Raw genomic sequence first — 4525 nt, 5'->3', positions numbered from 1 at the left:
CGACGAGCGGTGGGAGCTGGGGGCCGGCCCCTGGCGGGGGACGGGGTGGGGGGTGCGGCGGAGACTGGGTCATGGAAACCGCCGCATTGCGTGCTAGTAACCCATGGAACAAAGGCATTCTGGTCGGTCGGAAGCGCCCGCTTCAGCCGAAGAACGTGTGGTCGATCCGCGTCCGGCTTGAAATGAGCGGGGCGATCCGGGAGCTGGCGCTCTTTAATCTAGCCATCGACAGCAAGCTCCGCGCTTGTGATCTCGTTAAGCTGAGGGTTGAGGACCTCTGGTCAGGCAGTTCGATCCGCGACAGAGCTACCATAATCCAGAAGAAGACGAAGGGGTCCGTCCAATTCGAAGTGACGGAGCAGACGAAAAGCGCGCTCGCGGCGTGGCTCCCGTTCGTTCGAAGGAACGGCGGCAGCTATCTTTTCCCAGGCCGCCGCATAACCTCGCAGCATTTGTCGACAAGGCAGTATGCCCGGATTGTTCATCGATGGGTTGCGTCCATCGGGCTGGAAACCAGCGCCTACGGCACTCACTCGATGAGGCTACCAAGGCCGCGCAGATTTACAAAAAGACGGACAACCTTCGTGCTGTCCAAATTCTGCTCGGTCACACGAAGCTCGAAAGTACCGTCCGATACCTTGGCATTGAGGTAGATGACGCGCTACGGATTGCTGAACAGATTGAATTGTAGATTTTTGGCCATCGGCGGCGGCCGGTGGTCGCCCCCGCGCCAACACCGGTCATTCTGCTTGCCGACTACAGGCGACGCGGAAACGCTCTGACCGCCTGCGCTCATGCTTTAAGGCGTTGAGGGTCAACCTGGACATTCCGCACCTGTTTGTAGCCATGCGGTGATCAAGGCGGCAAAGGTTTCTTGAGAACCCGGCGGGGCGGGGCGGCCGTCCCCCGGATGCCACGCCCACCCTACGAGGTGATCGGTTCCCATGTGCTTGATGAGATCGGCGTGGCTCCGGTTGCCGTTCCGGCTTGTGTCTTTGACCTGCCTGCATATTTCGCCCAGCGTCAGGCCTTGCCACGCCATGCTCGCCGGCGCGAGCTGCCAGTGGGCATTGCCAGGAATGGATTTGAGGCGGCTGCCGATGATCGGCCTGTTTTCGGGACCATGGCATGTGCCGCAAACGAGCCCGGCCGGTCCAAGGGATGAATCCTTGGCGATCATCAGGGGGACATGGCGATGCATGTCTTCGCCCTGGGTCGGGCTGCGGGTCGCGGGATGGCAGTTTATGCAGCGCGGATGAGTGATCACGCGGCTGGCCTCCTCGAATATAGCCTTCGAGCGTTCGCTGGTGCCGGCAATCGCATCGAAATCCGAGACGGCCTTGAGCTGACTGCCGCCGGATGTCTCGGCGTAGCCACGTATCGATCCGAACCCCGCAACGATGCCGAAGGATGCGACGGTTGCGGCAAGCAACATGAGGTAGGATCGCCGAGACATCTTAGACCCTCCGCAGACCCGATTGATCGATCGGCAGTGTTCTCAGTCGCTTTCCGGTCGCCACGAAGATCGCGTTGAACAGTGACGGCGCAACGCCCGGCGTACCGACCTCCCCTATCCCGCCCGGCTTCTCGGAACTGGGGACGATGTGGACCTCAATCTTGGGCGTCTCGTGAATGCGCAGGACAGGCGAGTCGTCGAAGTTGCCTTCCACCACTGCTCCGTCCCTGACCGTAATACGGCCGTAAAGGGCCGCGCTGAGGCCGTAAACGATACCGCTCTGTATCTGTGCCTCGACGGTATCGGGATTGATTACTTGCCCGCAATCGACGGCACAGACGACGCGCTCGGTCTTCAGGCTGCCGTCTTCCCCGATGCTCACCTCGGAAATGGTGGCGGAGAAACTGCCGAAGTCGTCAGACAGGGCGATACCCCTTCCTTTACCTTTGGGAAGTGGCGTCGTCCACGCCACCTTTTCGGCAGCGAGATCGAGAACGGCACGGAGCCTTGGTTTGTCTTTCAGAAGGCGGCGGCGGTATTCCAAGGGATCGATGCCCGCTACGTGTGCGAGTTCGTCAATTCCCCCTTCGATCGCGGGCACGTTCCGGGTAGCGCCCACTCCCCGCCAGTTCCCGGTCAACATGCCATCAGGTGCTTCGTGCCTGGCGAAATCCGTGAATTTGTTCGGGATCGAGTAAGGCGATTCCGCGCCGGCCATGCTGTCCAGGTCGATGCCATCCTTCGTGAAGGCAGGAAACCATCTAGCCATCACCGACGGACCGATCACCCGGTGCCGCCATGACAGCGGCATTCCATCTGGTCCCAGTGTCGCCGTTACCTTGCTGTAGTTGAGATAGCGATAGCAATCGTGGCGAACGTCTTCTTCGCGGCTCCACGTGACCTTGACCGGGCCTTCGACCTGCTTTGCGATCTTCGCGGCAAGGATCACCCCGTCGACATCGAGCCTGCGGCCGAAGCCTCCGCCCAGCAGATGGTTATGGACGACAACCTTCTCTTCGGGAAGCCCCGTAACATCCGCGACGGCTTTCCTCGTCCGGCCCATGACCTGTGTTCCCACCCATACGTCACACCCGTCGGCGCGAACGTGCAGCGTACAGTTCATCGGCTCCATCGCTGTGTGGGCGAGGATCGGAAGGCGGTAGACGAACTCGTGGACCGGACCGTGTTCAGCCTCCACTTTATCGACATCCCCTTCGTTGATATGGGCGAGGGCCTGTCCGTTGACGGCGTCCTCCATCCGCGCCTCAAGATCGTCGATCGTCAGATTGCCGTCAGCTCCCTTCTCCCATTCGATGGCGAGGGCTGCCAGTCCCTTGCGTGCGGCACCCGTGTTGTCGGCTACGACCGCTACCGCATCTTCAATCGTGACGACTTGTCTGACGCCCTTGACGGCCATCGCAGGCCCGTCTTCGACCCTGCCCAACTTGCCGCCGAAGTGGGGACAAATCGCTATTGCCGCGTAAGATACGCCCTCAGGCCTCGCGTCGATCCCGAATTTCGCGGACCCGTTGACCTTCTCTGGGCTGTCGAGCCGGCGGACCGGAGTGCCTATGACTTTGAAACTGGATGCCTCCTTCAACGGTGCGTCCTGAAGAACAGAAATCGCTGCGGCCGACTGTATGAGTTCTCCATACGCAACTCGCCTGCCACTTGCCTCGTGAACGACATGACCGGCGTCCGCCTTGCATGTATCCGCCGGAACATCCCAATCCCTGGCAGCGGCGTTCACGAGCATTGTTCGAGCGCTCGCGCCAGCCTTTCGCATCTGGTCGTAGACCGCGCGGATAGCCAGGGAGCCCCCGGTTATCTGGTCGCCCAGGAGGGGGTTCGAATATAGAGACGGTTCGGCCGGGGCATGTTCAACGGTTACCTGGTCGATGGGGACTTCGAGTTCCTCAGCGAGGAGCATAGCCACCGCGGTATAGATGCCTTGTCCCATTTCCACCGAAGGCATCACGAGGACGATCTTTCCCTCCGCAGGAATGCGGATGAACGCGTTCGGCTCAAAATCGCCGGGCGGCGCGTCGGCTGATCGGGATGGGATCGCGCCGATTACCAGACCTGCTCCTGTCAGGGCAGCTCCGATTAGGAAATGACGGCGGGAAAGGCGAAGATCAATCTGATCGCGGATGGACATCTCATCACCTCGCCTCTGCTGCAAGCTTGATGGCCGCCCGAATGCGGGGATACGTACCGCAACGACAGATATTCCCGGCCATGACGGCATCGATATCCTCGTCCGCAGGCGATGGGTTGGTTGCAAGGAGCGCGGCCGCGGACATGATCTGCCCGGATTGACAGTAGCCGCACTGGACAACGTCGATGTCGAGCCACGCCTTCTGCACCCGCGCGCCCGCCTCGGTTTTGCCGATGGCCTCGATCGTCGTGATCTGTTTCGAGACCGCCTCTGCAACGGGCAAAACGCACGATCTCATCGGCACGCCATCAACGTGTACAGTACACGCACCGCACATCGCGATCCCGCAACCGAATTTCGTGCCCGTAAGACCTATGCTGTCTCGTATGATCCATAAGAGAGGAATGTCACCGTCAACATCGACGGAATGCTTTACGCCGTTCACCAAGAGATCGTATGACATGTGAACTTCGGCTGAAAGCCGCCCCCAACGAACATCCAGTGCGAGCGCAAAATATCAAACGCTCATTGCCGTGGCAACATAATCAAACTGGGCTATAGCCTACCAAGGTCACTCCACGGCGACCACGACCTTATACATTGAGAGGCCGGAGCGTCTGGTATGATGCTCCGGCCTCGTTTGTCATTGGGGTGCGAGCAACACCGCAATGGCTGTGCACAAAGCGGTTGGGCTTGACTCCAGCGCTACGCGTAGCAGGGTTCTTCTTTGATCATGCGTACATTGGACCCTTGTGGCGTCCGCTTTGGGCCGATATTGTTGATATAGTCGCGGATTCAACGTGTCTGCCGTCTCATAGCTGATGGTTCCGTCGGGTAGTGCCTCGTTTATCGAGCTTCGGTGCTGGTGGTAGGTGGCGTGGCCCGCATTTCTATGCTCCCTATGCCGCGAT

At 60.0% G+C, this 4525-nt stretch carries 3 protein-coding genes and 1 pseudogene; 1 reads left to right on the top strand and 3 read right to left on the bottom strand.

The genetic code is table 11. From position 1 onward, the window contains the following. Positions 1 to 71: 71 nt before the first annotated feature. Positions 72 to 691, top strand: a pseudogene (locus tag C9413_RS28200) (tyrosine-type recombinase/integrase). A 123-nt stretch (positions 692 to 814) separates the two neighbouring features. On the opposite strand, the gene C9413_RS28195 reads toward C9413_RS28200, so the two are convergent. Genes C9413_RS28195 through C9413_RS28185 form a run of 3 tightly spaced genes read right to left on the bottom strand, consistent with a single transcriptional unit; the run spans position 815 to position 4077 of the window. Then, positions 815 to 1456 carry a hypothetical protein gene (locus C9413_RS28195; protein ID WP_040116253.1) on the bottom strand — a complete coding sequence of 214 codons (642 nt, stop codon included), beginning with the start codon at positions 1454 to 1456 and terminating at the stop codon, positions 815 to 817. Position 1457: 1 nt separating this feature from the next. Further along, positions 1458 to 3614, bottom strand: a complete 2157-nt coding sequence (locus C9413_RS28190; protein ID WP_040116252.1) for a molybdopterin cofactor-binding domain-containing protein — start codon at positions 3612 to 3614, stop codon at positions 1458 to 1460. A 4-nt stretch (positions 3615 to 3618) separates the two neighbouring features. After that, positions 3619 to 4077 (bottom strand): (2Fe-2S)-binding protein, encoded by a 459-nt coding sequence (locus C9413_RS28185; protein WP_040116251.1) that lies wholly within the window; start codon positions 4075 to 4077, stop codon positions 3619 to 3621. Between the last annotated feature and the right edge of the window lie 448 nt (positions 4078 to 4525).

The organism is Rhizobium sp. SEMIA 4085, from assembly GCF_013004495.1.
Classification (GTDB): domain Bacteria; phylum Pseudomonadota; class Alphaproteobacteria; order Rhizobiales; family Rhizobiaceae; genus Rhizobium; species Rhizobium gallicum.
The sequence above is the reverse complement of the archived record's forward strand: the minus strand, read 5'-3'. Positions and strand labels throughout refer to the sequence as shown.